This is a genomic window from Nocardia sp. NPDC004722, from assembly GCF_053601505.1.
The window spans coordinates 1-3,989 of the sequence record NZ_JBSGBY010000709.1 but is presented as its reverse complement, the minus strand read 5'-3'; the positions used below and the strand labels follow the sequence as shown (position 1 = coordinate 3,989).

The 3,989-nt window shown below is 68.5% G+C and carries 2 protein-coding genes; both read right to left on the bottom strand.

Going from position 1 to position 3,989, the window contains the following annotated elements; all coding sequences use genetic code 11:
* Positions 1–1,598, bottom strand: a 1,598-nt coding sequence (locus tag ACWELQ_RS40335; protein ID WP_452402264.1) for a glycosyltransferase family 87 protein, incomplete at its 3' end; no start/stop codon positions are given.
* A gap of 90 nt (positions 1,599–1,688) precedes the next feature.
* Positions 1,689–3,989 (bottom strand): transglycosylase domain-containing protein (locus ACWELQ_RS40330; RefSeq protein ID WP_452402263.1); only part of this gene is annotated, 2,301 nt, incomplete at its 5' end.

The window sequence follows — 3,989 nt, the reverse complement described above, 5'->3', positions numbered from 1 at the left end:
GGCTGCCGCGGCCGCAGCGCCGGCGGCAGCCACGGCTGCTCGGGATCCGGGGCGTGCGCGAGAATGCCGCCCCCCGGATCGTCGACCCCGTCGCGGCGGACCGGATCCTCCTCGGGCCGGTGGATCTGGCGGATCACCAGCACGCACAGGGCGACCACGGCCAGATCCCGCAGCACGACCGCACCGGTGAACCACTGCTCCGGCAGGCCCTTGTGGTCGGGGCCCAGGTAGTAGTACATGCGCGGCACCCACACCAGGGCGTCGATCGTCATCCACGCCAACAGGATTCGGCGCTGCGGCAGCGCCAGCACCGCCAGCGGCACCAGCCACAGCGAATACTGCGGACTCCACACCTTGTTGGTGAGCAGGAACGCCGCCACCACCAGGAAGGCCAACTGCGCCAGCCGCGGTCGCCGCGCCGCCCGCAGGCCGATCCAGGCGATTCCCGCGCAGGCGGCCACGAACAGCAGCAGCGACACCGCGTTCAACACCGTCGGCGTCTGCTGCGGGCTCAGCACCCCGTCGAAGCCGGACCAGTCGGTGAACGAGGTGATCACGTTGTAGATCGAATCCGGGTCCGCGTGGCGTTCGGTGTTGAGCCGGAAGAACTCCCACCAACCGTCCGGGTACAGCGCCGCGATGGGCGCGTTCACCGCCAGCCAGGTGATCGCCGCCGACGCGACGGCCGCGCCCGCGGCCCGCAACGGCCGGATGCCGCCCCAGGCCGCCTCGTCCTCGCCGAGCCGTTCGGCACGCAGGCACAGAATCACGATGGGACCCAGCAACAACAGCGGATAGAGCTTCGCCGCACCGCCCAGACCCAGCAGCACGCCCGCGAGCACCGGCCGCCGCCGCGCCCACGCCAGCAGGCCGCCGACCGCGAAAGCCGTTGCCAGCGCGTCGAAGTTGGTGAAGGCGTGCACCAGCACCAGCGGGGACAGAGCCACCAGCGCGGCGTCCCACACCCGCCGCCCGGCCGAGAGCGCGGTCGCCCAGATGGTCACCAGCCAGGCCAGCGCCAGCCCGATCGCCACCACATCGAAGTAGATGACCACCTCGAGCGCACTGTGCCCGGGCAGCGCGGACATCTTCCAGGCCTTGGCGATTCCCATGGACGCGTACTGATAGAGCCCCGACAGCACCGGGTACTCCATGTACCGGACCTGCGGGCGGCCGTCGGCGCCGGTCTCCACCCACTGCTTCTTGTACGGGAACGCGCCCTCGTTGAGATGTTCGGCCCCGTACAGCGGCACGGTGTCGGAGTAGCACATGGCGATGTACTGGCGGCTGTTGCTCCAGTCCAGCCCCATCACACCGTCGTCGGGCCGCTGCTGGATGCAGCCCGCCTTGCCGAACCAGCTGAATGCCAGGAACAACACCGCGAACGCCATCATGACGCGCATCGGCGTCCAGAAGCGGACCCGGCCGATCAGCGCGTGATCGCCGACCGGCCCGCCGACCAGGTCGCACAGTTGCGCGGTCAGCGTGTCGGTGCGACTGGGCTTGTCCCGGTCGTCGATCGATCGCAGATCCGCCGCCAGCGGCTCCGGCGACTCGTAGACGACCGGCGTCTCTCGCTGTGCGCGAGCGTCTTCCACCGCTGCCTCCCCCGGCTTCAGCGCGTCACCGGCCGGCTCGCCCGAGGCGGCCGACCGGTGCACCAGTTCCTGCTCGATCACGGCAGCAGGCTACCGAGTCGGCCTGGACCCGTTGCCGTTGCCGTTCCCATTACCGCCGTTCGGCGCGGTCGTCGGAGTGGACCCGTCGGCCGGGGCCACCGGCTGGCCGGACATCGGCCCGCCGTCCTGCTGACTCGGCGTCTGCGGTTGCGTCCGTTGCTGATTGTTCGGATTCGGTGCCAGACCCGGCACCGGGATCGTGATGCCCGGCAGGATCTCGACCTGGCTCTGCGTCACCACCGGCGGCAGCACCGGCTGCTCGGTGGTGGACGGCGGCGTGTACGGCGCGGACCACGACGGCACACCACCGTCGGAGTTGCCGATCTTGCCCGGCTTCGGGAAGGTCTCGACGGGCGTGCCCTTCAGCGCGCCGTCCATGGTGGACTTCCAGATATCGGCGGGCAGACCCGAACCGTAGATCATGCTGCCGTTCACGTTGCGCAGCTTCTCGTTTCCGGCGGCGGTACCGACCCACACCGCGGTGGACAGCGACGGCGTGTAACCCACCATCCACGCGTCCTTGTTCTCGACGGTGTCGCCCAGCTGCGCGGTACCGGTCTTCGAGGCCGACTGCCGGTCACCGGCCAGCTGATGCTTGTTGGAGTACTGCGCGATCGGCTTCATCGCGTCGGTCACGTTGTCGGCCACCGCCGCCGCGACCTTGCGGTCCCCGGCGACATCGCCGCGATCCATCAGCACGGTGCCGTCGGAGGCGACGACCTTCTGCACGAAGTGCGGCGCGTGATACATGCCGGAAGCGGCCAGCGTCGCATAGGCCGAGGCCATGTCCAGCACGCGAACGTTGTACTGGCCCAGCACGATGCCGTTGTTCGGCGACCCGCCGCCCGGCTCCACCAGCGTCTGACCGATGCCCGGGACGTTCTCCGGAATGCCGAGCCGGTGCGCCATATCGGCGATCTTCTGCGGGCCGTTGCCCGGCATGTCCAGCATCATCCGGTAGAAGCTGGTGTTGTAGGACCGCTTGGTCGCCTCGGCGATGGTGCAGACGCCGCAGTTCTCGTCGGCGACATTGTGAATATCGATGCCGTTGACCTTGAACGGCGACGAGCTGTCGTACATGGTCGAGAGCGGCTTGCCCAGTTCCAGGTTCTCGGCCAGGCCGAACACCTTGAACGAGGAGCCCGGCTGCAGCCCGGCATTCGCGAAATCGAAGCCCTGGCCGTCGGATCCGCCGTAGTAGGCGCGCACCGCACCGGTCTTGGGATCCACCGACACCACCGCGGTGCGCAGCTGATCCGGCTCGCCGTCCATCACCTTGTTGACCGCGTCCACGGCCGCCTGCTGCGCCTTGGCGTCGATCGTGGTGGTGATCGTCAGGCCCTGGGTGTTGAGGTCGTGCTCGGAAATGCCCGCGGCCTCCAGCTCTTTGAGCACCTGGGTCTTGATCAGGCCCTCCGGACCCGAGTCCAGGGTCTTGTCGTGCTGCGCGTCCGCGGCCGAGATGACGGCCGGGTACTGCATGCCCTTGCGGTCGTTCGAGTTCAGGTTGCCGCCGTCGACCATGCCGTCGAGCACGTAGTTCCAGCGGGTCTTGGCGCCGTCCGGGTTCTTCTCCGGATCCAGGTTCGAGGGCTGCTGAATGGTCGCGGCCAGCACCGCGCCCTCGGCCACCGTCAGATCCTGCACCGGCTTGTTGAAGTACGCCTTCGACGCCGCGTCGATGCCGTACGCGCCGCGGCCGAAGTAGATGGTGTTGAGGTAGGCGGCCAGGATCTGATCCTTGGACCACTGCTGGGCCATCTTGGCCGAGATCACCAGCTCGCGCAGCTTACGGGTCAGCGAGTGCTCGTTGCCGACCATCGCGTTCTTCACGTACTGCTGGGTGATCGTCGAACCACCACCGGCGCTGGAATCGCCGGTCAGCTGGCCGAGGGCCGCGCGGCCGAAGCCCTGGATGGAGAAGCCCGGATTGGTGTAGAACGACCGGTCTTCCGCGGCGATCACGGCATTGCGCACGTGCGGCGGAATCTGATCGATCGTCACATCGGTCCGGTTGCCCTCCGGCGGAATGACTTTCGCCAGCACCGAGGTGCCGTCGGCCATGTAGATGGTGGCCACCTGGTTGTTCTTCAGGTCGCCGGGCTGCGGCACGTTCACCGTCGAATAGGCGTACAGGAAGATCGAACTCATGCCGCCGAACATCAGCGCGATGAGCAGGTAGATGACGCGGCGCACGATCCGCCAGGGCGAACTCTTCTTTTTCTTCGGCGCGCCCTTGCCGCCGCCACCACCGGGTCCGTTGCCGCCGGGCCGCCGCGGCGGCGGACCGGAGGGGGTGTCGCCCGGCGG